Below are 21,188 nucleotides of genomic sequence, written 5' to 3'. Positions count from 1 at the left end.
TTTTTGAAAATTGGATTCTTAGCATAGAACTAGATTATGGAGATGAACCTGCACCTAATAATTTTGACTTTGGTAAAGATCTAATCATAATAAACTACTGTTTGTATAACAGTAGTGAACATGCACAGAAATTCTCAGTAAAAATAAATATTAGAGATATAACTTCAATGAAAAAAAAACTCCATTATGTTCGACAGTCAAGGGGGACTTGCGTGGCAAATTGCTGAGCAATTCACCAACCCGCTTGAATTCCCCATCACTAAAAAACAATATGAAGAGGCTTATTCGTTAGTTATCTGGGCTGATCCCTTTGGGAGTGCTGCATTTTTTGGCAATGGTTACTGGAAAGGAGTGCAGATACTTGAGGGATTAAGTATTCACAAAACTGAAAAAACGATTGGTAGCAACAAGACTAATATTATTTCAATAAAATTAAAAGTTGCACAAAGTGTCATTTCCTACTTTATAGACCTGGTTGAAAAGTACACCACCTCAAATTTACCAGAACTTAAAAAAATACACGATGCTTATAAAAGTGGAGATAAGAATGCGCTAGGGAAATTAGGCGTAATGGGGCCTTCAATAGGTCAAAACGATAGCATTTATAAAGCATATAAGAATGATTCTGGAGAATTTTTTTTAGGAGAGACAGGGATTGATCTCTACGATAAAGATTACTGGCGGGAGGAAAGAAAACGAGCAAAAGACCACTCAGATATTAAATGGGGAGATTCCAATATTAGTATCTATGATTTCAAAGCACCGATTAAAAAACTCTACTCCGAAGTAATCCGAATTGGCAATGATAGCCGGATGTATAGTAATGAAGGCTTTTCCAATCTGAACTGGGGTATTGTCGGCTACCAGTTGGAACTAGGTCCGGAAAGAATGATTGAATTTGCGCATATGGATCCTTTTTCAGGCAATCAAGATCATGATGATGCAGCGACCCGGGACGGGCAACGTGCGGGTGAAATTGCTGGTGAGACTCAGAGCGACGTTACCGAAAACCAAAAAAGTTTCCCGAGACCACTAGATCGCAGGAAGCTATTTTTGTTTATCACAAAAGTCCTCAGTGAAAATGATTTATATACTTATCTTGGTGTTTTAATGCATCAAGAACATTTAGCTGAATTACTTCGTAAAAAAATAAGTGAGAATCTATTGAAATATGGAAACCAAGATTTTTCTTCGTTCTGATAATGAAGTTTATATTTCAATTGCAAAGGGTAAATATGCGTAAAATTATTGTAAAATCCAGCCCCACCTCCACCGGTGGTAAAGTAATAGAAGGTATTGAGACGATTACTATCGACGGTTTTGGTACAACGCTAATTGGTATGAAGGCATCATGTCCAGCTTGTTTGAAACGTGTAGGTAATATTGTTGCCAAAGGACCTCATCAGCAATTTATTATGGATATACCTATTGCACTTGAAGGGGATATCGTTGCCTGTGGATGTCCTGAGGGAGCGAACGTCTTGATACCGTTAACACCAACAGTCGGAGTGAAATAATAGGGGTTAGCGAATCGCTTTGTTCCAGTTGCTGTTGGATTATCGTTATCGGATTTGTTTTGAATAGATTTACTGTATGAATTTAAAATTCCCAAAGAGGATGTATGGATACCAGAAGGAAATGGAATAAATTTATAAAAATTATTTTGTCTGTCATTTTTATAATCGTGATTCTTTTAGAAGGTTCGATGAGGTTTGCCATTTGGCGTGCTTTGAAAGAAACGATCCCTGAGGGGGTTGAATATGAATTAAAGGTCTATTATGCAAACAATAGTGACTATTATTGCAAAATAGAGGCTCATGATAACTACATGACCTTTATTTACACAATAGGGATTTTAACCACTCTACAATCAAAGATGTTTTGTAAGTGGCAATCGGAACATATGACTCTTTATATCGATGATTACAATACTCCAACTGGGCGGAAATATCAGGAGAATTATTATTGGAGTTACCGCGCTTTGAGTTTTATTAAGTATTGATTTCAGTGACGTAAGAAAATTAAATGTGTTTAGTAACTGCAGTACTTAGAAGTTAGAGTATCGGATTTCTAAAAATCCCTCTGGGTGGTGGATAATAATTGCTAAATATTTTTCCTCCAAAATAAATTACATTTTAGTAAATTACAACATGAAAATAGATTAGCTAAAAAGTGACGTTAAATGTTCCTTTAACATTAAAAAATCTACTTCATCTAACTGCGAGGGCGTATTAACATGGAGTATTTCTTATAAAACGCACCTGATATTTTACTTGCCAATCACATAAAATATATTAAGAGACCTACTCTCTAATCGGGACAATGCCAGTTCACTTCACAACCGACACTGTCCCGCAATAATTACTTCACACTCACATCAATATCGCCGAAATATTTATTCGACAGCGTCTTCACTACGCCCTCTTGCTGCACTTTTGCGATGGCGGTGTCGAGTTTTTCTTTCAGCGCGGCATCACCTTTGCGCAGGCCAAATGCGATACCGCTGCCGAGGATTTTATCGTCGCGCACGGCGTCGCCGACAAAGCCGTAATCCTTGCCATCAGGACGTGACAGGAAACCGCTCTGGCCCGCCGGAGCCAGCACTAACGTGCCGTCCAGACGCCCTGAGGACAAGTCCAGATACACCTGGTTCTGATCCTGATACGAAACAATATCCACGCCCTTCGGTGCCCAGTGCGCCTGCGCGTAACTTTCCTGAATCGACCCCTGCAACACGCCGATGTGCTTGCCTTTCAGCGTTTCAACAGTGGGCAGCAGGCCGGAATCTTTTTTGGCAATCAGCTTCGTCGGTACGCGGTAAATCACGTTAGTGAAATCAATCGCCTGGCGACGTTTTTCGGTCACGTTCATGGCGGAGTTGATCGCATCGAATTTACGCGCCTGAAGGGCGGCAATCAGGCCATCGAAAGAGGTGTCGAACCATTCGCATTTCACGCTGGCGGCGGCGCAAACGGCGTTACCCAAATCGATATCAAAACCCTGCAATTCGCCGGTGGCACTTTTGGATTCAAACGGCGGGTATTGCGCCTCGAGGCCAAACTTCAGTGTGGAACCGTCTGCCAGCGCAGAAAAAGACGCCACGGCACAACCTAACAGCAATGCGATTTTCAATTTTTTCATTATTCACAATTCCCCTGCGGTATCAGAAAGTAGGTTCAGACGCGACACAAACGGCGCGCGCCTTCGTACAACGTGTCGTTATCTTTGGCAAAGCTCAGGCGGATAAGCCCGGTGGGTTTGTTATTACTGTAAAAGGCCGACAGCGGGATGGTGGCAATCTGGTGATCCCGGATCAGGCTCAGCACAAATTCATCGTCGGTCAGCGGGCTGAAATGACTAAAACGCGCCAGCATAAAGAAACTGCCACGGCTTGGGAGTAATTCAAAGCGGGATTCGCTGAGTGCGTCGGCCAGCAAATCGCGTTTTTGCTGATAGAAATCCGCCAGGCCGAGATAGCTTTGCGGATCGGCCAGCGCTTCGGCAAACGCAACCTGCATCGGCGTGTCGGCGGAGAACACCATAAACTGATGTACTTTGCGAATTTCATCCATCAGTTCCGCCGGTGCCAGGCAGTAGCCCACGCGCCAGCCGGTCACGTGATAGGTCTTGCCGAACGACGACACAATGACGCTGCGTTCGGCCAGTTGCGGATGGCAGGCCATGCTTTCGTGGCGCTCGCCGTCGAAAACCACGTGCTCATACACTTCGTCCGACAAAACCACGATGTCAGTGTCCTGAGTCAGCGCCGTCAGGCGTTCGATATCGAAATCAGTGAAAATCGCGCCGGTCGGGTTATGCGGGCTGTTGATGATGATCATGCGCGTGCGGCTGTTGATGGCGCTCGCAACCTGATCCCAGTCGATGCTGAAATCTTCCATCGACAGGCCGATCGCCACCGGTTTTGCACCCTGTAAGCGGACAATGGGCGCGTAGCTGTCAAACGCCGGTTCGAAATAAATGACTTCATCGCCAGGATGCACCAGCGCGCTGATGGCGGAATACAAGCCTTCGCTGGCACTGGCAATCACGGTGACTTCGCTGTCGGCGTCATAATGGCAGCCGTAAAGCGCTTCGACTTTGGCGGAGAGCGCATGGCGCAGCGCGGCCACGCCGCTCATTGGCGCGTACTGGTTATGACCGTCGCGCATGGCTTTGGCGACGCTGTCGATAAGCGCAGGCTGGCAGGAAAAATTCGGTGCGCCCTGCGACAGATTCAGGGCATTGTGCTCGGCGCTCAGCTGGCCAATCACAGTAAAAATAGTGGTGCCGACATCCGGTAATTTGGACTGCGGCGACATCGCGCTTTTCATAGCATTTTCCCCAAAGGAAACAGGCCGGGTGGCCATGAGAAGGTTAAAACGGGTGTTTAACGATTAAGCAGCAGTTCGCCTGTGCCGACAATGGAAAATTTGTCATACTCGCTATGATCAGCCGTCATGGCTCAATGCTGAATTTACCGGGGGCTCCGTGGCACTTTCGCCTGAATTGTCGTATCTGAATGCACTGAATTTACCGTCGCTCAACGTGCTCAAAACTTTTGCCGTCGTCGCACAAACCCTGAATCTGACGCATGCCGCCACGTTGCTGCACATTACGCAGGGTGCGGTCAGCCGCCAGATAACCGGGCTGGAAACGTCGCTGGGGTATCCGTTGTTTTTACGTCAGGCCCGCGGGCTGATGCTGACGCCGCGCGGTGCGCAACTATTACCGCCGGTGCAGCAGGCGTTATCGCTGATGGGTGATGCGCTGAAACGTGTCGGTTCGCACCCGGATACGCTGCGGATCAAATGCCCGACCTGTTCGATGCGCTGGTTATTGCCGCGTGTGATCCAGCTGCAAAACGACCGGCCTGATATGCGCATCGAACTGACGGCCTCGATTGCGCACGGCGTGGATTTTAGTAACGAGCATTTTGACGCCGCCGTAATTTTCGGGCGGCCACCGGAATCGCAGCGCCGCGCGCACCATCTGTTTGACGAAGTGCTGACGCCGGTTTGTACGCCGGATTTTCTGCCCCGGCACAAAGGGAAAACCGCCGTCGCCGATCTGGCCGATAAAACGCTGCTGCACCCGACGCGAGACCGCCGCGACTGGCTTCTGTGGCTGCGGGAAGAGGGCGTACAGGGGCTGCCGTCGGAGAAATCACAGCATTTCGATACGCTGGATCTGGCGATTAATTCGGCGCTTCAGGGGTATGGCGTGGCGATCGGCGATCTGACGTTAATCGAAGATGATTTGCAGGCGGGCAGGGTGATTGCGCCGTTCCCGCTGTGCGTGGCGAGCGGCGCGTCTTATACGTTGTTGTATCCGGAAAACCCGACCCCCGCGCTGAAAGTGGCGATTGATTTTCTCAATGAACAGGCGCGTCTCAGCCGGGAAAAACTGAGCGCGCTGCTATCGTCGTCACACCGGCTGGTCAGTGCCGTGTGATCAATAGAGTGCGCCGAGTGCGCTGGCAATCGCGCCGGTCAGTTTACGGAGATCTTCCGGCGTGATGATGTACGGCGGCATCAGGTAAATCAGCTTGCCGAACGGGCGGATCCACACGCCCTGTTCCACGAAATGTTTTTGCAGTTGTGCCATGTTGACCGGCTGGCGCATTTCCACCACACCAATCGCGCCGAGCACGCGGACATCGGCCACCGCCGGATGTTCGGCCAGCGGCAGTAATTCATTTTTCAGCTGCTTTTCGATGTTCAGCACCTGTGCCTGCCAGCGGTTTTCTGACAACAAACGCAGGCTGGCACTGGCGACCGCGCAGGCCAGCGGATTGCCCATAAACGTCGGGCCGTGCATGAAACAACCCGCTTCGCCGTTGCTGATCACTTCCGCGACATGTCGCGTGGTCAGCGTCGCGGAAAGCGTCATATAGCCGCCGGTCAGCGCTTTGCCCAGGCAAAGAATATCCGGCGAGATTTTCGCGTGGTCGCAGGCAAACAGCTTGCCGGTACGGCCAAAACCGGTGGCAATCTCATCGGCAATCAGCAGCACGCCGTACTGGTCACACAGGTTACGCACCCGTTTGAGATACAGCGGATGGTAAATCCGCATTCCGCCCGCGCCCTGAACCACCGGCTCTAAAATCACGGCGGCAATTTTGCGGTGGTTTTCATCGAGCATTTTGGCGAACGGCGCAATGTCCGCTTCGTCCCATTCACCGTCGAAACGGCTCTGCGGCGCGTCGGCAAACAGATGCTGCGGCAGGTATCCCTGATACAAACTGTGCATCGAATTTTGCGGGTCGCAGACCGACATCGCGCCGAAAGTATCGCCGTGATAGCCGTTGCGCAGCGTCAGCAACGTCTGACGTTTCTCGCCGCGCGCCTGCCAGTACTGCATCGCCATTTTCAGCGCGACTTCCACCGCCACTGATCCTGAATCCGCCAGAAACACACATTCCAGCCCGGCAGGCGTCATCTCCACCAGACGGCGCGACAGTGCGATGGCCGAAGGGTGCGTGATGCCGCCGAACATCACGTGCGACATTTTGCCAATTTGCTCCACCGCGGCCTGATTCAGCTGCGGATGGTTATAGCCGTGGATCGCTGCCCACCACGACGACATGCCGTCCACCAGCTCACGCCCGTCGGCCAGATGTAAAAGCACGCCAGACGCCGATTCCACCGGATATGCGGGCAGCGGTTTGGTCATGGACGTGTACGGATGCCAGATGTGGCGCTGGTCGAATTCGATATCGGCGGGGCTCATAAAGGATTCCTGCGGGCGGCAAGTTGTAAACTAAAAAATAATTTTAACGTTGACGGTAAACTAAAACAAATAAAGAATGGTTGACGGATGACGAAAAAAATTAAACCGAATACTCTTTGAAGGAGTCGCAATGACTACCCGCACCCCCTGGACGCTTGAAAAAACGCAGGCACTGTTTTCCAAACCTTTTCTTGAGCTGATGTTTGAAGCCCAGCAGGTTCACCGTCAGCACTTCGATCCGCGTCAGGTTCAGGTCAGTACGCTGTTGTCGATCAAAACCGGTGCCTGCCCGGAAGACTGTAAATACTGCCCGCAGAGTTCCCGTTACAAAACCGGGCTGGAATCTGAGCGTCTGATGGAAGTCGAGCAGGTGCTTGAATCCGCCCGTCAGGCCAAAGCCGCCGGGTCGACCCGTTTCTGCATGGGTGCAGCGTGGAAAAACCCGCACGACCGTGACATGCCGTACCTCGAGCAAATGGTGCAGGGCGTCAAAGAAATGGGCATGGAAACCTGCATGACGCTGGGTTCGCTGAATACGTCGCAGGCGCAGCGCCTGGCACACGCCGGTCTGGATTTCTATAACCACAATCTGGATACCTCGCCAGAATTTTACGGCAGCATCATCACCACCCGCAGCTATCAGGAACGTCTGGATACGCTGGCGGAAGTGCGCGGCGCGGGCATTAAAGTCTGCTCCGGCGGGATTGTCGGTTTAGGTGAAACCGTCAAAGACCGTGCCGGCCTGCTGATGCAACTGGCGAACCTGCCGGTGCCGCCGGAAAGCGTGCCGATCAACATGCTGGTGAAAGTGAAAGGCACGCCGCTGGCCGATAACGACGACGTCGATCCGTTTGATTTCATCCGTACTATTGCCGTGGCGCGCATCATGATGCCGCAGTCGTATGTCCGCCTTTCCGCCGGTCGCGAACAGATGAGCGAACAGACGCAGGCGATGTGCTTTATGGCCGGTGCCAACTCCATTTTCTACGGGTGCAAACTGCTGACCACGCCGAACCCGGCGGAAGATAAAGATCTCATTCTGTTTGGCAAACTGGGGCTAAACCCGCAGGTATTCGAAACAGAAATGGGCGATAACCAGCAACAGGCCGCGCTGGCCGAACAGCTGGTTCATGCCGATACCGCACAGTTCTACAACGCTGCCGTCTGAACATGAGCTGGCAAACGCGAATTAACGACGCCGTCGGCGCCCGTAAAGAAGCGGCGGCTTTTCGTGTGCGTCAGCCGAACAGCGGCGGCAGTGCGCGATTTCTGATTCAGGGCGACAAACGGTATCTGAATTTTTCCGGTAACGATTATCTCGGTCTGAGTCAGGACGCCGACGTCATTGCCGCGTGGCAGAAGGGCGCTGAAAAATACGGTGTGGGTAGCGGCGGTTCAGGGCACGTCACCGGCTACAGCGTGGCGCACGCCGAATTCGAACAGCAACTGGCGCAGTGGCAGGGCTATCCGCGCGCGTTGCTGTTTATTTCCGGCTTTGCGGCGAATCAGGCCATTCTTGCCGCGCTGATGCAGGGCGACGACCGCGTGCTGGCGGATAAACTCAGCCACGCTTCTTTACTGGAAGCCGCTGCTCATGCGCCTTCGCAACTGCGGCGCTTTCATCACAATCAGCCGGATTCCCTGCAACGTTTGCTGGAAAAACCGGTGGCCGGTGAAACGCTGGTGGTGACCGAAGGCGTGTTCAGCATGGACGGCGACGCCGCACCGCTGGCGGAACTGCATCGTCTGTCTCAGTTGCATGAAAGCTGGCTGATGGTAGACGACGCGCACGGCGTGGGCGTCACCGGTGAAGAAGGGCGAGGCAGTTGCTGGCAGCAGGGTGTGCGGCCTGAACTTCTGGTGGTCACATTCGGTAAAGCTTTCGGGTGCAGCGGCGCGGCGGTGCTGTGTGATGATGCCACCGCGGATTACCTGTTGCAGTTCGCGCGCCATCTGATTTACAGCACGGCGATGCCTGCGGCGCAGGTTTGCGCGTTACAGGCCGCGCTGGCACGAGTCCGGCAAGACGACGGTCTGCGTGATAAACTGGCGGCCAATATTGCCCGTTTCCGCGCCGGAGCCACCGGATTACCTTACCGGCTGACCGGTTCCCAAACGGCCATCCAGCCGGTGATCGTGGGTGAAAATCAGCCTGCTTTAGATCTGGCGGCGACATTACGTGAACGCGGGTTGTGGGTCAGTGCCATCCGTCCGCCGACGGTGCCTCCGGGCAGCGCGCGGCTGCGTCTAACGCTGACGGCGGCACACAGGCCGGAAGATATCGATTTTTTGCTGGAGTCCCTTCATGGGTGCAGTCACTGAATTAGTGAACAAACAAGCGGTGGCCGACGCGTTCAGCCGAGCCGCCGTCAGTTATGAAAACGCCGCACAATTGCAGCGTGATGTGGGTGAAACGTTGCTGTCGCTGGCAGAACCCTACCTGAAAGATGCAGGAAAAACGGTTGTCGACGCCGGTTGCGGGACGGGCTATTTCAGCCGTTACTGGCGCGCGCAGGGTAAAAACGTGATTGCGCTGGATCTCTCCGAAGGCATGCTGAACCGCGCCCGTGAACTGGATTCTGCTGATGACTATGTGCCGGGAGATATCGAGCGTTTACCGTTTGCCGATAATTCGGTCGATATCTGTTTCAGCAATCTGGCGGTGCAGTGGTGTAACGCGCTGCCACGTGCGCTGGAAGAAATGCACCGCGTCACCCGCAACGGCGGGCTGGTGATTTTCTCCACGCTGGCCGAAGGTTCGCTTAATGAGCTGGCCGCCGCGTGGATGAAAGTCGATGGCCGTCGCCACGTGAATCAGTTCCTGACGCCCGACAAAATTGCCGAAGCTTGCGCGCCGTATCGCCATGAAGTGACTTTCAGCGATTACGTCGCCGAATTTCCGGACGTGATGTCGCTGATGCGCTCGCTCAAAGGCATCGGCGCGACGCACATCAAAAATGGCCGCCTCGGTGGGCTCGGCGGGCGCGAGCGTCTGCAATTGCTGGAAAAACATTACGTCCGCCGCAACGGCGTTCTGCCGCTGAACTACCGGCTGGTCTACGGCATTTTGCAGGTGGAAGAACTCATTCCCTGCTGATTTACTCCTCCCTGGTTGAAGCAGGCACGATCAGCTCCCTCCCCTGCGAAGGGGAGGGTTGGGTGGGGTATTAATGGCAGGCACGTAGTCGTTTGTAAAACCCCCTCCCGGCCTCCCCTTCGCAGGGGAGGAGCAGGCCAAATCTCAGCACGGGTGTGGTTACCTAAACCAAAACCAGGCTTCAAATGAAAAAATACTTTATTACCGGCACCGATACTGAAGTCGGGAAAACCGTCGCCACCACGGCATTTTTACAGGCGGCAGCCCACGCAGGACACAAAACCGCGGGATATAAACCCGTGGCTTCAGGCAGTGAGATGACGGCTGAAGGGCCGCGCAACATCGACGCGCTGGCGCTTCAGGCTTACAGCACCGTCGGGCTGCGATATGACGAAGTGAACCCGTGTACGTTTGTCGAACCGACGTCGCCGCATATCGTCAGCGAGCTGGAAAATCGCCCGATTGATCCGCAGGTTTTATCCGCCGGATTGCGCCATCTCGAACCGCTGGCCGACTGGGTGGTGGTGGAAGGGGCGGGCGGCTGGTATACGCCGCTGACCGCTGACTATACCTTTGCAGACTGGGTGATCGCCGAACAACTGCCGGTGGTGTTAGTGGTAGGCATGCGGCTGGGATGCATCAATCACGCCGTGCTGACGGCACAGGCTATCGCGCAAAGTGGCTTGCATCTGGCGGGCTGGATTGCCAATGACGTGCAGGAAACGGGGAAGCATCATCAGGCTTATATGGCAACGCTCACGCGTATGCTGCCTGCGCCGCTACTGGGCGAGATCCCGTTCCTGAGTGCAGGTCTGGACGTGAATCTGGGGCACTATCTGCATCTCGAACGCCTGCTTGCGCATGAGGCGTAAAGCGCGGCGTCAGACCGTCAGATAATTTTTGATTAACGTCTCGTCGAGCTGCGCCAGCGTGCCCTGCGCCACGTCGCGCCCGCCGTCCACCAGACAAAACCGGTCAGCGACGCTGCGGATGAAGGGCAATTTATGCCCGACCAGAAGCAGCGTCAGACCGAGGTCACGGTTCAGACGGTGAATAATGTTGCCCATATTGGCCGCCATCGACGCACTCGTGTGCTCGGTCGGTTCATCAAGGATCAGCAGTTCAGGCTCCTGCACCAGGGCGCGGCTGATCGCCAGTTGCTGCTGCTGGCTCTCATCGAGCTCTCCCGCTTTGCGTGCGCCCATCTCCTTTAATGTCGGAAACAGGTCATACACCTGCTCAGGCACGCGCCGCGTCTTATTTCTGCTGGACATCATGGCGATTTGCAGGTTTTCATCAACACTCATTTGCGAAAAAATCTGCCGGCCCTGAGGCACATAACCAATACCGATTTGCGCGCGTTTTTCCACCGGCAGATTTAACAGGCTCTGAGGCTCTTCATCGCGTGATTGCCAGGAAATCGCCCCGCTTTTCACCGGAAGATGGCCCATGATGCAGTTCACCAGCGTGGTTTTTCCCACGCCATTTCGCCCTATAAGGCACGTACATTGACCGCGGTACAGTTCGAGATTGATATCCCACAGAATATGTTTTTGCCCATAATACTGATTAACTGATTTTACACTTAACATCAGACCTCCCTCCCTCACGGAGTATTCCGCTGAACTGCGCTTTGACCGCCATTGTCATATTTCTGACATTTATGTTCCGCTGCTAATGCCGTAACACAGAATTAAATCCCGTTGCTTACCGGCCAACCTCACAGCATCAATTACAGATAAACAGCCATTAACCAGTGATAAATGGGGTTAACCGCTTTTTCCTTGCATTAAAAATGACTTTGCTTAGCAAAAAACAGGGTAATCATCAGATTTCACTTTCAGGTTAAAAAAGCGATTCCGGCTGCACGAAGCGCTTCCTACAGTGACACTGCAACTCTCAGGCCAAGTTTGTGAAAGTGCCGGGGAAAAGAGAAGTTACAGAGGTGTTAACAGCGGGACGGGCGGGGATTTAGGATTATTCATTAGAGTTGTTGAGGATTTGTGATAAACAGTCCGACGCGGAAAAAAGGGAACTGCACTTTGCCAGTGCTGCTCTCTCTGATTTTGGTGCAAGCCGGACGACATCAGGACGCTAAAAAATCCTGACGAGATGTCCTTTTTGATTTTGCAAGGAACATCCGCCCGAAAATCTAGGCAAAATAGGCATAAATAAAGTCTGAAAAAAGGGAAAAAATAACTAAAAAAGATGCTGATCCCCTCTCCGGCGTCCGAAGTGCACTTTTTGCCAACTCCCGCAGCGCGGGGCGCGCTGAGACTTATCCACTATTCCTGTGGATAACCATGTGCATGAGCGTGAGAAAAGTAGCTACAGACGAGTCAGGGCGCGGGTTGTGCTTACTTTGCCCGTATTCGCAGCTTTTTAATGATGTCGTTTATAATCAGTCAGTTAGTTAAAAGCAATACGCCCGTGATTCGTTCGTCATAGTTGTGTCAGAATTCGTCAACCTGTGGTCAGAAAGTTAATGGATGAAAAATTTTGGGGATAATTGTCATCTGATGGTGAGAATTATTATTCGCAATAACCTAAAAAAGTGCAGATGTAGCAACCTGTTAAATCCCCGGCGATTTTTATCGATTGGAGGCTGGTTTTATATACAGTATTATAAGGCGGTAAAATCAAGGCTGGCAAAATTCACGGAGTCTTTCATACTGTTTTTCCGTGAGCGCCCGATGTCCGGCCTTATGCGTTTTCATTTCAGCCAGGTAGCCCGTCATGAGTAAAGAGTTCAAACTGCATTCTGAATTTCAGCCTTCAGGCGATCAGCCTGAGGCCATACGCCGTCTGGAAGAAGGGCTGGAGAACGGTCTGGCGCATCAGACGTTGCTCGGCGTTACCGGTTCCGGTAAGACTTTTACCGTGGCGAATGTGATTGCTGACCTGAACCGCCCCACGATGGTTCTTGCACCGAACAAAACCCTCGCGGCGCAGCTGTATGGTGAAATGAAAGAGTTCTTCCCGGAGAACGCCGTCGAATATTTTGTTTCTTACTACGATTACTATCAGCCCGAAGCATACGTGCCGAGTTCGGACACGTTTATCGAAAAAGATTCCTCGGTGAACGAACACATCGAGCAGATGCGGCTTTCGGCCACCAAAGCGCTGCTTGAGCGCCGTGATGTCATCGTGGTGGCGTCGGTTTCGGCGATTTACGGTCTGGGTGATCCGGATCTGTATCTGAAAATGATGCTTCACCTGACCAAAGGGATGATCATTGATCAGCGTGCGATCGTGCGCCGTCTGGCCGAGCTGCAATATGCCCGCAACGATCAGGCTTTCCAGCGCAGTACTTTCCGCGTGCGCGGCGAAGTGATTGATGTTTTCCCGGCAGAATCGGACGATCTGGCGCTGCGCATTGAGCTTTTTGATCAGGAAGTCGAGCGGCTTTCCCTGTTTGATCCGCTGACCGGCCAGGTTCAGCATGAAGTGCCGCGTTTCACGATTTACCCGAAAACGCACTACGTCACCCCGCGCGAACGTATTTTGCAGGCGATGGAAGAGATCAAAGTCGATCTGGCCGAGCGCCGTAAGGTGCTGCTGGACAATAACAAACTGCTCGAAGAGCAGCGCCTCAGCCAGCGTACACAGTTTGACCTCGAAATGATGAATGAGCTGGGCTATTGCTCGGGTATCGAAAACTATTCACGGTATCTGTCCGGGCGCGGCCCCGGCGAGCCGCCGCCGACGCTGTTCGACTATTTGCCCGCCGACGGTTTACTGATCGTCGACGAATCCCACGTCACCATTCCGCAAATCGGCGGGATGTACAAAGGCGACCGCTCGCGTAAAGAAACGCTGGTGGAATATGGTTTCCGCCTGCCATCGGCGCTGGATAACCGCCCGATGCGCTTTGAAGAATTTGAAGCGCTGGCGCCACAGACGATATATGTGTCCGCCACGCCGGGTAAATATGAGCTGGAAAAATCCGGTGATGACGTGGTCGATCAGGTGGTACGTCCGACCGGATTGCTTGACCCGATCATCGAAGTGCGTCCGGTCACCACGCAGGTGGATGACCTGCTTTCAGAAATCCGCAAACGCGTGGCCGTCAATGAGCGTGTGCTGGTCACTACGCTGACCAAACGCATGGCTGAGGATTTGACCGAGTATCTGGAAGAACACGGAGAGAAGGTGCGTTACCTGCATTCTGATATCGACACCGTCGAGCGCGTGGAGATTATCCGCGATTTGCGTCTCGGTGAATTCGATGTGCTGGTGGGCATCAACTTGCTGAGGGAAGGGCTGGACATGCCGGAAGTTTCGCTGGTGGCGATACTGGATGCAGACAAAGAGGGCTTCCTGCGTTCTGAACGTTCGCTTATCCAGACCATTGGCCGTGCGGCGCGTAACCTCAACGGGAAAGCCATTTTGTATGGCGACAGAATTACCAACTCGATGGCCAGGGCGATTGAAGAAACCGAGCGTCGTCGTGCGAAACAGGAAGCCTACAATCTGGAAAACGGCATTACGCCGATGGGCCTGAACAAGAAGATTTCCGATATTCTGCAACTGGGCCAGCCGAAGACCAAAAAGAACAAAGACAAACGCGATGCCGAAGCGGCGCAAACCTACAAATCGCTTACGCCAAAAGCGCTGGAGCAACGCATCAAGGAACTGGAAAGCAAAATGTATGCACACGCCCAGAATCTGGAGTTCGAAGAAGCGGCCAATACCCGCGACGAGCTCCACGCCCTGCGCGAGCAGTTTATTGCCCTGTCCTGAGTAAACCCCGTCATGCTTCGCATTGAAGTATGGCGGGAAGATTAGTGATAGACTGCGCGGCCAAATTTATAACGATGAGTGAGCCAATGACTGATACACCACAAAATCCCGGCGCGGCGAAAGATCCGCTGCACGGCGTCACGCTGGAAAAACTGCTGACAACGCTGGTGGATAATTTTGGCTGGCCAGCACTGGCCTCGCAGGTCAATATCAACTGTTTTAAAAGCGATCCGAGCGTCAAGTCCAGCCTGAAATTTTTGCGCCGCACGCCGTGGGCGCGCAAGGAAGTGGAAACGCTGTATCTGGATTTCATCGAAGGCCATTTGCGTTCCGACCTGACGCGCAGTAAACGCCGCACACCGTTATCCGCCGAAAAACCGCAGAAACCGAAAGTCAGCACCGCGACTCCTGCCGCTGACAGTCCGTGGAATAATCATCCGCTGACCAAAAAATAACAGCCGTTTCCACCGGTTTTTTGAACTGCGAAAAAGCCCCGCGATCTGTACAGTGAAGCGGGGCTTTTTCATTGTGCTGAGGGAAATGTGGCAGAACAAAATGTACTGATCGTGGTGGATATGCAAAACGGCGTGTTCGCGTCGCCACGTTATGACCGCAGCGGGCGTGCCGCGCTGATTAACCAGTTAATTGACCGGGCGGGGCGCACTGTATTTATCCAGCACGCCGAAGGTGAAATGACCGAGGGCAGCGAACACTGGCAGGTTTTGCCTGAACTTCATCAGCCGGCAGATGCCATTTCCGTCACCAAAACCGCCTGTGATTCTTTCTACCGCACCCGGCTTGACGATGTGCTGAAAGATCTCAATGCGACGGGCTTTACGGTGTGCGGTTGCGCGACAGATTACTGCGTGGATACCACCATTAAAGTCGCCGCCAGCAAAGGCTACGCGGTGACCGTTGCTTCCGACGCGCATACCACCGGCGACAGAACGCACGCCACGGCTCAGCAGCTGATTGGCCAGCACAACGAAGTCTGGCGCGAATTATCCGTGCCGGGAAACCCGGTGACCGTGAAAACCACCGCAGAGATCCTGGCAGACTGGTAATCAGTTTCGCATTTCGTCTGTAACAGCAAACGTAAAAAAGGCCGCATCGCGCGGCCTTTCGTCTTCAGGTTTATTAGAATCAGGTTTCTCATAACCCGATTTCTCCGTTTCAGTGCATCTTTTGCAGCGCTTCTTCTACCGCCAGACGCAGTAAATCGCGGTCATGACGGTAAGGAATATCGCGGGCTTCCAGCGGGCTTTGAATAATCAGATGCGCCTGGGCGCTGTCGCCCAGCGTCACTTTCGGGCCGACAATCGCCGCATCCGCGCGGCGGCCAATGCGTTTTTCAATCATGTCCAGTTTGTCGTCAAGCGTCAGGGACGCCGCCGCCACGCTCAGCTCTTTCCCCAGATTTCCGACATACACGATGTGCGCACGGCTGCGGCGCAGGGCGGTGGTGAGATCTTCCATCAGCAACAGGGGCATCAGGCTGGTAAAAAAACTGCCGGGGCCGATCAGAATAAGATTCGCTTCGGCAATCGCCTGTAACGCTTCGCGTGTGGCCGGAACCTGTGGCTCCAGCAGCAATTCGCGTGGGATCTGTGTCAGTTTATCGACATTCACTTCACCGTGAACCCGCTCACCGGCGGCATCAATCGCCGCTAAATCCACCGGCTGTTCGGACATCGGAATCAGCTCGGCGTCCACTTTCAGCAGACTGCGCACCAGATTGATCGCTTCAAGCGGACGGACGGTCAGGTGATCCAGCGCGCGCAGCATCAGGTTACCCAGGTTATGCCCGTCCAGTTCGCCCTGGCCGCTGAAGCGGTATTCGAACATCGCTGAAGCTAAACTTGGTTCGGTGATCAGCTGATTAAGGCAGTTGCGCATATCGCCCCAGGCAATGCCGCCCACCGAGCGGCGGATTCTGCCGGTCGAACCGCCGTTGTCCGTGGTGGTCACAATGCCGGTCAGGCGCGGGCCCAGCGAGGAAAGAGAAGACATCACGCGTCCCAGTCCGTGGCCTCCACCTAAAGCCACCACCCGGTCGAGGTCAGCTAATGTTCGATTACGCATAAAGATCCTTGTGAAGCGGCCAGAGGTGAGAGCAGAGCGTGCGTTGGGCACAATAAATAATGTAGCGGATAATAATTTTGCAGGGGGATTTTACCCAATTTTGCAACAGGATGTTATCACTTCTCAGCACGCTCAGCGCATTCAAAACCAAGCGCTTTTATCGTTGAAAATGCGCACTTTTGTCGCGAAAAAACGTTATATATCAAAATGCATAACGAAAAACCATCTTGGCGATCCGGACTTTGGAGCGCTAAACTGTAGGCCGTTACCCGAATTCTTCGTCGTTCTGCACTGAACGTGTTGAATCAACTCCTAGCCTTTGTTCCTAAGTTGCCTTTCTGACGTTGTTCCCACAGAAACAATATGGAGCTCTGGCCGTGACAATCAGTCACCAGGGTGCATGGCAGAAATGCCAGCATCTCCCGTATTTGGAAAGGTGTTTAGGTGCTTCAACTTACTGATGCTTTTGCCCGCAAGTTTTATTACTTGCGGCTGTCGATCACTGACGTGTGCAATTTCCGTTGCACCTATTGTCTGCCGGACGGTTACAAGCCGCACGGGCACAGCAATAAAAGCTTTCTTTCGCTCGATGAAATCCGTCGGGTCAGTCGCGCGTTCGCCAATCTGGGAACGGAAAAAGTGCGCCTGACCGGTGGAGAACCGTCGCTGCGCCGCGATTTCAGCGACATCATTGCCGCAGTCCGCGAAAACCCCTCGATTAAAACGCTGGCGGTGACCACTAACGGTTACCGCATGGCGCGTGATATCAGCAAATGGCGCGATGCCGGGCTGACCAACATTAACGTCAGCGTTGACAGCCTTGATGCCCGCCAGTTTCACGCCATCACCGGGCAGGATAAATTCCGCGACGTGATGGCCGGAATTGATGCCGCGTTTGACGCCGGTTTCAGCAAGGTCAAAGTCAATACCGTTCTGATGCGCGATGTGAATCACGCCAGCCTCAGCACCTTCCTCGACTGGATTAAAACCCGCCCGATTCAGCTGCGTTTCATTGAGCTGATGGAAACCGGCGACGGCGGCGAGCTGTTCCGCAAACATCATGTTTCCGGCGAAGTCCTGCGCGAACAGCTTGTCCGTCAGGGCTGGCAGTTGCAGATTCGCTCACGCAGTGACGGCCCGGCGCAGGTGTTCAGCCATCCGGATTATCTGGGCGAAATCGGCCTGATCATGCCGTATGAAAAAGACTTTTGTGTCAGCTGCAACCGCCTGCGCGTGTCCGCGACCGGCAATCTGCATTTGTGTCTGTTCGGCGAGCAGGGCATTCCTCTGCGCGATTTACTGGCCGACGACCTCCAGCAGGACGATTTGATGGAGAGGATCCAGGGCGGTCTCAGCCGTAAAAAACAGACGCACTTCCTGCATGAAGGCAATACCGGTATTACCCAGAACCTGTCGTTTATCGGCGGCTGAGTCCGGCATTAATCGTTTAAGGAGCAAACTGATGAGCAAAGCCAGCAAAGAATTTTTGCCTTTATCTGTCGCGATCATGACGGTTTCCGACCGCCGCACCGACGATGAAGACACCTCCGGCCATTACCTGAAAGAAGCCGTGACCGAAGGCGGCCACCACGTCGTGGCGCAGCAGATCGTTAAAGAAAGCATTTACAGCATCCGCGCCGTGGTTTCTGCGTGGATTGCAGATGAAACAATTCAGGCCATTCTGATCAACGGCGGCACCGGTTTTAATGCCGGAAATAATACGCCGGAAGCCCTGAAGCCGTTATTTGACCGTGAAATTGAAGGTTTCGGCGAGCTGTTCCGCATGGTGTCTTTCGAAGATATCGGCACCTCGACCATTCAGTCGCGCGCCATCGGCGGTATTGCCAATCAAACGGTGATTTTTGCCATGCCCGGTTCAACCCGCGCGTGCCAGACTGCCTGGGAAAACATCATTGAAGCGCAGCTCGATGCCCGTCAGGGTCCGTGCAATTTCACCCCACATTTGAAGAAATAAGCATGTCTGAATTAACCCACATTAATGCGTCCGGTGATGCCCACATGGTGGATGTTTCCGGCAAAGCCGAAACGGTTCGCGAAGCCCGCGCCGAAGCTTTTGTTGAGATGGCTGCCAAAACGCTGGCGATGATCATTAACGGCAACCATCACAAAGGGGATGTGTTTGCTACCGCGCGCATCGCCGGAATTCAGGCTGCCAAGAAAACCTGGGATCTGATCCCTTTGTGTCATCCGCTGTTGCTGACCAAAGTGGAAGTTAATCTGGAGGCGCAGCCGGAACATAACCGCGTCCGCATCGAATCCCGTTGCCGGTTAAGCGGCAAAACCGGCGTGGAAATGGAAGCGCTGACGGCGGCTTCTGTCGCCGCGCTGACCATCTACGACATGTGCAAAGCCGTTCAAAAAGACATGGTGATCGGCCCGATCCGTCTGCTGGAAAAAAGCGGCGGTAAATCCGGGGACTTTAAGGTGGAAAGTAAGGCGGAAAGTAAGGTGGAATTATGATCGACATTTTATTCTTCGCCCAGGTTCGCGAATTAACCGGGACGTCCAGCCTGCAACTGCCGGCTGATTTTTCTACCGTGGAAGACTTACGCCATTCCCTGACCGGACGCGGCGACCGCTGGGCGCTGGCGCTGGAATCCGGCAAATTGCTGGTGGCGGTTAATCAGACGCTGACCACCATGGCGCATCCGCTGACGGCGGGCGACGAAGTGGCGTTCTTCCCGCCCGTGACCGGGGGCTGAGATGGACAGGACAAAAATTGTTGTTGATGCCGCCCCGTTTAACGTTGGCGAAGAGTACAACTGGCTGGCGCAATCGAACGCCGACGGTGCGGTGGTGACGTTCACCGGTAAAGTGCGCAATCACAATCTGGGCAGTCACGTGACGGCACTGACGCTGGAACATTATCCGGGTATGACCGAAAAAGCGCTGGCGGAAATTGTCGGACAGGCGCGTGCGCGCTGGCCTTTGCAAAGTGTTTCTGTTTATCACCGCGTGGGCCCGATGTATCCGGGTGATGAAATTGTGTTTGTCGGTGTCACCAGCGCTCACCGCGGAATGGCGTTTGAAGCCAATGAATTTATTATGGATCAGCTGAAAACGCGGGCTCCGTTCTGGAAGCGCGAGGCGACGGAAGAGGGCGACCGCTGGGTTGATGCCCGTGACAGCGATAAAGCTGCGGCGGCGCGCTGGTAAATAGGGGGTCAACCGCACTGACTCCTCCCATGCTTTTCTCTGTAACTGTGATACGCTTTAAAAATCGGGAGGCTGTTATGGCCTCATTATTGTCCTCCATGCAAAAGGGTAATCATCATGGATCGATATCCACGTAGTAACGGTTCAATTGTTGAACGCGCAAATACGGGCATTCAGGCGTACATGGCGCAAGTGTATGGCTGGATGTTCTGTGGCTTACTGCTGACGGCATTTGTTGCCTGGTATGCTTCCGGCTCCGAAAAAATCATGAGTTTTGTTTTTTCCAGCCAGATTACGTTCTTTGGTTTGATCATCGCCCAACTGGCGCTGGTCTTCGTGATTTCAGGCATGGTGAATCGCCTGAGCGGGACGGTCGCCACCGGCCTGTTCATGTTGTATTCCGCCCTGACCGGTCTGACGCTTTCCAGCATTTTCCTGGTCTACACCGGTGATTCCATTTTCGGGACATTCATCGTGGCTGCGGGAATGTTTGGTGCGATGAGCGTTTACGGTTATGTGACCAAGCGTGATTTAACCGGCATTGGCAGCATGTTGTTCATGGCGCTGATTGGTCTGGTGCTGGCATCGCTGGTCAACATGTGGCTGAAAAGTTCGGGCCTTGCGAACATCATTTCCTACGCAGGTGTGCTGATCTTCGTCGGTCTGACTGCGTATGACACCCAGAAGCTGAAAAACATGGGTGCGCAACTGTCGGCAGATGACCGTGATAATTTCCGCAAGTATTCGATTGTGGGCGCACTGACGTTGTATCTGGATTTCATCAACCTGTTCCTGATGTTGTTACGGATTTTCGGTAACCGTCGGTAATTGTTTTTGATTTCAAACTTTTGAGAGGGGCGCTGATAAGCGCCCTTTTTTTATGACAGTGCCGGGCATTAGCGGCTTGGGGGCTGCGCCTGGGTTTAAAGCAGATCGAGAAAGTTTCGGTTTTTCAATGGCGGTGATCGCTTGACTCGCAGCGCCGAAACCGACCAAAAGAGGCCAGGACGGGCCTCTCTTGGATCTCTCGCGTCTTTTTACTACGCGCTATCGCTCGCTGGGGCGATGGACATGTTCTGGTAGATCGGCTCGTGGCGCGAAACCTTGCCGCTACGCGGTACCTTCCCTACGGGCTTCGAGCCTTGTGGTCTCGAACCCTCGGTCAGCAAAATTTCTGAGCGCGCCAGATAGTATTTTTCAAAGATAACAATCGATTGGTTTGCTCCTCCCCCTGCGAAGGGGGAGGTTGGGAGGGGTTTAGCTGGCAACTGAGTCGTTACAACCAACACCCCATCCCGGCCTTCCCCTCGTGAGAGGGGAAGGAGCAAATCAAAACCAGCCAGCATCCATCACCGCCATT

22 protein-coding genes and 1 riboswitch are annotated in these 21,188 nt (G+C 53.1%); of the genes, 17 read left to right on the top strand and 5 right to left on the bottom strand.

The window, feature by feature from the left end; translation table 11 throughout:
* Positions 1-186 precede the first annotated feature (186 nt).
* The 3 genes from ACM5QY_RS20620 to ACM5QY_RS20610 all read left to right on the top strand — a co-directional run bounded on the left by ACM5QY_RS20620 (position 187) and on the right by ACM5QY_RS20610 (position 2,002).
* Positions 187-1,200 (top strand): hypothetical protein, encoded by a 1,014-nt coding sequence (locus ACM5QY_RS20620; protein WP_416122476.1) that lies wholly within the window; start codon positions 187-189, stop codon positions 1,198-1,200.
* Between the two features lie 35 nt (positions 1,201-1,235).
* The gene (locus tag ACM5QY_RS20615; RefSeq protein WP_416122475.1) at positions 1,236-1,517 is read left to right on the top strand and encodes a PAAR domain-containing protein; all 282 of its coding nucleotides are present in this window, start codon (positions 1,236-1,238) and stop codon (positions 1,515-1,517) included.
* A 104-nt stretch (positions 1,518-1,621) separates the two neighbouring features.
* A complete protein-coding gene (locus tag ACM5QY_RS20610; RefSeq protein ID WP_416122474.1) occupies positions 1,622-2,002 on the top strand; it encodes a hypothetical protein in 381 nt (126 codons plus the stop codon).
* 359 nt (positions 2,003-2,361) lie between these two features.
* On the opposite strand, the gene ACM5QY_RS20605 is transcribed toward ACM5QY_RS20610, so the two are convergent.
* Positions 2,362-3,141: an ABC transporter substrate-binding protein gene (locus ACM5QY_RS20605; RefSeq protein ID WP_416122473.1), complete on the bottom strand. Its 780-nt coding sequence runs from the start codon at positions 3,139-3,141 to the stop codon at positions 2,362-2,364.
* 35 nt (positions 3,142-3,176) lie between these two features.
* Positions 3,177-4,331, bottom strand: a complete 1,155-nt coding sequence (locus tag ACM5QY_RS20600; RefSeq protein WP_416122472.1) for a methionine aminotransferase — start codon at positions 4,329-4,331, stop codon at positions 3,177-3,179.
* A gap of 157 nt (positions 4,332-4,488) precedes the next feature.
* Between ACM5QY_RS20600 and ACM5QY_RS20595 the strand changes: the two genes are divergently transcribed.
* Positions 4,489-5,451, top strand: a complete 963-nt coding sequence (locus ACM5QY_RS20595; protein ID WP_416122471.1) for a LysR substrate-binding domain-containing protein — start codon at positions 4,489-4,491, stop codon at positions 5,449-5,451.
* Here the strand turns inward: ACM5QY_RS20595 and bioA are convergent, their stop codons facing one another.
* The gene (gene bioA, locus ACM5QY_RS20590; protein ID WP_416122470.1) at positions 5,452-6,729 is read right to left on the bottom strand and encodes an adenosylmethionine--8-amino-7-oxononanoate transaminase; all 1,278 of its coding nucleotides are present in this window, start codon (positions 6,727-6,729) and stop codon (positions 5,452-5,454) included.
* Positions 6,730-6,859: 130 nt separating this feature from the next.
* Between bioA and bioB the strand changes: the two genes are divergently transcribed.
* From bioB to bioD, 4 genes are all read left to right on the top strand, one after another.
* Positions 6,860-7,897 carry a biotin synthase BioB gene (gene bioB, locus ACM5QY_RS20585; RefSeq protein ID WP_416122469.1) on the top strand — a complete coding sequence of 346 codons (1,038 nt, stop codon included), beginning with the start codon at positions 6,860-6,862 and terminating at the stop codon, positions 7,895-7,897.
* 2 nt (positions 7,898-7,899) lie between these two features.
* A complete protein-coding gene (gene bioF / locus ACM5QY_RS20580; RefSeq protein ID WP_416122468.1) occupies positions 7,900-9,051 on the top strand; it encodes an 8-amino-7-oxononanoate synthase in 1,152 nt (383 codons plus the stop codon).
* A complete protein-coding gene (bioC, locus tag ACM5QY_RS20575) occupies positions 9,035-9,826 on the top strand; it encodes a malonyl-ACP O-methyltransferase BioC (RefSeq protein WP_416122467.1) in 792 nt (263 codons plus the stop codon). The genes bioF and bioC overlap by 17 nt, the downstream gene beginning before the upstream one ends.
* A 185-nt stretch (positions 9,827-10,011) precedes the next feature.
* Positions 10,012-10,698 carry a dethiobiotin synthase gene (gene bioD, locus ACM5QY_RS20570; protein ID WP_416122466.1) on the top strand — a complete coding sequence of 229 codons (687 nt, stop codon included), beginning with the start codon at positions 10,012-10,014 and terminating at the stop codon, positions 10,696-10,698.
* 9 nt (positions 10,699-10,707) lie between these two features.
* Here the strand turns inward: bioD and ACM5QY_RS20565 are convergent, their stop codons facing one another.
* Positions 10,708-11,418 (bottom strand): ABC transporter ATP-binding protein, encoded by a 711-nt coding sequence (locus ACM5QY_RS20565; protein ID WP_416122465.1) that lies wholly within the window; start codon positions 11,416-11,418, stop codon positions 10,708-10,710.
* Positions 11,419-12,562: 1,144 nt separating this feature from the next.
* Here ACM5QY_RS20565 and uvrB point away from each other — a divergent pair.
* The 3 genes from uvrB (at position 12,563) to ACM5QY_RS20550 (ending at position 15,633) form a co-directional block, all read left to right on the top strand.
* Entirely contained in the window at positions 12,563-14,569 is a 2,007-nt protein-coding gene (gene uvrB, locus ACM5QY_RS20560) for an excinuclease ABC subunit UvrB (RefSeq protein WP_416122464.1), read from the top strand.
* An 86-nt stretch (positions 14,570-14,655) separates the two neighbouring features.
* The gene (locus ACM5QY_RS20555; RefSeq protein ID WP_416122463.1) at positions 14,656-15,024 is read left to right on the top strand and encodes a VF530 family protein; all 369 of its coding nucleotides are present in this window, start codon (positions 14,656-14,658) and stop codon (positions 15,022-15,024) included.
* Positions 15,025-15,111: 87 nt separating this feature from the next.
* Positions 15,112-15,633, top strand: coding sequence for an isochorismatase family protein (locus ACM5QY_RS20550; RefSeq protein WP_416122462.1), 522 nt, complete (start codon positions 15,112-15,114; stop codon positions 15,631-15,633).
* Between the two features lie 109 nt (positions 15,634-15,742).
* On the opposite strand, the gene ACM5QY_RS20545 is transcribed toward ACM5QY_RS20550, so the two are convergent.
* Entirely contained in the window at positions 15,743-16,651 is a 909-nt protein-coding gene (locus ACM5QY_RS20545; RefSeq protein WP_416122461.1) for a gluconeogenesis factor YvcK family protein, read from the bottom strand.
* A gap of 297 nt (positions 16,652-16,948) precedes the next feature.
* Positions 16,949-17,106, top strand: a riboswitch (molybdenum cofactor riboswitch).
* Here ACM5QY_RS20545 and moaA point away from each other — a divergent pair.
* From moaA to ACM5QY_RS20515, 6 genes are all read left to right on the top strand, one after another.
* On the top strand, positions 17,096-18,082 hold the full coding sequence (gene moaA, locus ACM5QY_RS20540) for a GTP 3',8-cyclase MoaA (protein ID WP_416122460.1): 987 nt from the start codon (positions 17,096-17,098) through the stop codon (positions 18,080-18,082). It overlaps the preceding riboswitch by 11 nt.
* Positions 18,083-18,113: 31 nt before the next feature.
* Positions 18,114-18,626 carry a molybdenum cofactor biosynthesis protein B gene (gene moaB, locus ACM5QY_RS20535; protein ID WP_416122459.1) on the top strand — a complete coding sequence of 171 codons (513 nt, stop codon included), beginning with the start codon at positions 18,114-18,116 and terminating at the stop codon, positions 18,624-18,626.
* Between the two features lie 2 nt (positions 18,627-18,628).
* Positions 18,629-19,132 carry a cyclic pyranopterin monophosphate synthase MoaC gene (moaC, locus tag ACM5QY_RS20530; protein ID WP_416122458.1) on the top strand — a complete coding sequence of 168 codons (504 nt, stop codon included), beginning with the start codon at positions 18,629-18,631 and terminating at the stop codon, positions 19,130-19,132.
* Positions 19,129-19,374, top strand: a complete 246-nt coding sequence (gene moaD / locus ACM5QY_RS20525; protein ID WP_416122457.1) for a molybdopterin synthase sulfur carrier subunit — start codon at positions 19,129-19,131, stop codon at positions 19,372-19,374. Before moaC ends, moaD begins: the two co-directional genes overlap by 4 nt.
* A gap of 1 nt (position 19,375) precedes the next feature.
* Complete coding sequence (gene moaE, locus ACM5QY_RS20520) at positions 19,376-19,828, top strand: molybdopterin synthase catalytic subunit MoaE (RefSeq protein ID WP_416122456.1); 453 nt, start codon at positions 19,376-19,378, stop codon at positions 19,826-19,828.
* 117 nt (positions 19,829-19,945) lie between these two features.
* Positions 19,946-20,656 (top strand): Bax inhibitor-1/YccA family protein, encoded by a 711-nt coding sequence (locus ACM5QY_RS20515; protein ID WP_013576373.1) that lies wholly within the window; start codon positions 19,946-19,948, stop codon positions 20,654-20,656.
* The last annotated feature ends 532 nt before the right edge of the window (positions 20,657-21,188 follow it).

The organism is Rahnella sp. PCH160, from assembly GCF_047784855.1.
Taxonomy (GTDB): Bacteria; Pseudomonadota; Gammaproteobacteria; order Enterobacterales; family Enterobacteriaceae; genus Rahnella.
This window is presented reverse-complemented; position numbering and strand designations above follow the sequence as displayed.

What these genes read in the sequence shown, in the direction of transcription:
- moaD (WP_416122457.1), top strand. Translation starts at nt 19,129, where the DNA reads ATGATCGACATTTTATTCTTCGCCCAGGTTCGCGAATTAACCGGGACG.
- bioD (WP_416122466.1), top strand. Translation starts at nt 10,012, where the DNA reads ATGAAAAAATACTTTATTACCGGCACCGATACTGAAGTCGGGAAAACC.
- ACM5QY_RS20515 (WP_013576373.1), top strand. Translation starts at nt 19,946, where the DNA reads ATGGATCGATATCCACGTAGTAACGGTTCAATTGTTGAACGCGCAAAT.
- ACM5QY_RS20620 (WP_416122476.1), top strand. Translation starts at nt 187, where the DNA reads ATGTTCGACAGTCAAGGGGGACTTGCGTGGCAAATTGCTGAGCAATTC.
- ACM5QY_RS20600 (WP_416122472.1), bottom strand. Translation starts at nt 4,331, where the DNA reads ATGAAAAGCGCGATGTCGCCGCAGTCCAAATTACCGGATGTCGGCACC.
- moaC (WP_416122458.1), top strand. Translation starts at nt 18,629, where the DNA reads ATGTCTGAATTAACCCACATTAATGCGTCCGGTGATGCCCACATGGTG.
- ACM5QY_RS20545 (WP_416122461.1), bottom strand. Translation starts at nt 16,651, where the DNA reads ATGCGTAATCGAACATTAGCTGACCTCGACCGGGTGGTGGCTTTAGGT.
- bioF (WP_416122468.1), top strand. Translation starts at nt 7,900, where the DNA reads ATGAGCTGGCAAACGCGAATTAACGACGCCGTCGGCGCCCGTAAAGAA.
- ACM5QY_RS20615 (WP_416122475.1), top strand. Translation starts at nt 1,236, where the DNA reads ATGCGTAAAATTATTGTAAAATCCAGCCCCACCTCCACCGGTGGTAAA.
- ACM5QY_RS20605 (WP_416122473.1), bottom strand. Translation starts at nt 3,141, where the DNA reads ATGAAAAAATTGAAAATCGCATTGCTGTTAGGTTGTGCCGTGGCGTCT.
- uvrB (WP_416122464.1), top strand. Translation starts at nt 12,563, where the DNA reads ATGAGTAAAGAGTTCAAACTGCATTCTGAATTTCAGCCTTCAGGCGAT.
- ACM5QY_RS20610 (WP_416122474.1), top strand. Translation starts at nt 1,622, where the DNA reads ATGGATACCAGAAGGAAATGGAATAAATTTATAAAAATTATTTTGTCT.
- moaB (WP_416122459.1), top strand. Translation starts at nt 18,114, where the DNA reads ATGAGCAAAGCCAGCAAAGAATTTTTGCCTTTATCTGTCGCGATCATG.
- ACM5QY_RS20555 (WP_416122463.1), top strand. Translation starts at nt 14,656, where the DNA reads ATGACTGATACACCACAAAATCCCGGCGCGGCGAAAGATCCGCTGCAC.
- ACM5QY_RS20565 (WP_416122465.1), bottom strand. Translation starts at nt 11,418, where the DNA reads ATGTTAAGTGTAAAATCAGTTAATCAGTATTATGGGCAAAAACATATT.
- bioB (WP_416122469.1), top strand. Translation starts at nt 6,860, where the DNA reads ATGACTACCCGCACCCCCTGGACGCTTGAAAAAACGCAGGCACTGTTT.
- bioA (WP_416122470.1), bottom strand. Translation starts at nt 6,729, where the DNA reads ATGAGCCCCGCCGATATCGAATTCGACCAGCGCCACATCTGGCATCCG.
- moaE (WP_416122456.1), top strand. Translation starts at nt 19,376, where the DNA reads ATGGACAGGACAAAAATTGTTGTTGATGCCGCCCCGTTTAACGTTGGC.
- bioC (WP_416122467.1), top strand. Translation starts at nt 9,035, where the DNA reads ATGGGTGCAGTCACTGAATTAGTGAACAAACAAGCGGTGGCCGACGCG.